Raw genomic sequence first — 835 nt, 5'->3', positions numbered from 1 at the left:
TCTGTTGAGTGTTCACACAGTTTGCTTGATATGAAAGAGTGACTTATCGCATGAGTGAAAGCTGATGCGATTTGGTGACGCCGGTTGTTGCTATCAGCAATAAATATGCGCCACCAAACAGGTTTGGGTCTGTAGCTCAGTTGGTTAGAGCGCACCCCTGATAAGGGTGAGGTCGGTGGTTCAAATCCACCCAGACCCACCAAATCTTGTCGATACAGCGTCATGAGCATCGTCGTTTAGCAGGCTAAACGTCCTCAGCTCATTCCTCGTCTTGCCGTCGATTTGGTGTTTAGCTAAACATTATACCAATAGTGTGAAACTAAAATGAAAGCTAAGAACTAAATGGGGCTATAGCTCAGCTGGGAGAGCGCCTGCCTTGCACGCAGGAGGTCTGCGGTTCGATCCCGCATAGCTCCACCATTTAGCGCCCTGTATCTACCTGAGTCAAAGAATTCAAAATCATATATTGCATCGCAATCTATCACTTTGACTTTTTCGAAGTCACGCTCTTTAACAATCTGGAAAGCTGATAGAAATAATTTGTAGTTCTTGATACGCAAGTGTCTTGGAACTTCTTGGCGAAATATGTTGTAAGCATCAGTCACTGATGCAAACAACCCCGCTAAAGAACTTTATTTTTTATGAGTGAATTCGACGCGGATGCAAGGCGTTGCGAGACGGAGTCACTGAGCATAGTTCACTATGTGATGGGACGAAGTCGAGTAACAACGCAGCAGGCGCTAAGAATTAACCATAAAAAGAGACTTCTTGGGGTTGTATGGTTAAGTGACTAAGCGTGCACGGTGGATGCCTTGGCAGTCAGAGGCGATGAAGG

At 45.6% G+C, this 835-nt stretch carries 2 tRNA genes; both read left to right on the top strand.

Annotation, left to right across the window (positions count from 1 at the left end):
• Positions 1-125 precede the first annotated feature (125 nt).
• Positions 126-202, top strand: a tRNA-Ile gene (locus ABD827_RS06705).
• Between the two features lie 142 nt (positions 203-344).
• Positions 345-420 (top strand) — tRNA-Ala (locus ABD827_RS06700).
• Positions 421-835: the final 415 nt, after the last annotated feature.

The organism is Oceanisphaera sediminis (assembly GCF_039539745.1).
In the GTDB taxonomy this organism is placed as follows: Bacteria; Pseudomonadota; Gammaproteobacteria; order Enterobacterales; family Aeromonadaceae; genus Oceanimonas; species Oceanimonas sediminis.
This window is presented reverse-complemented; position numbering and strand designations above follow the sequence as displayed.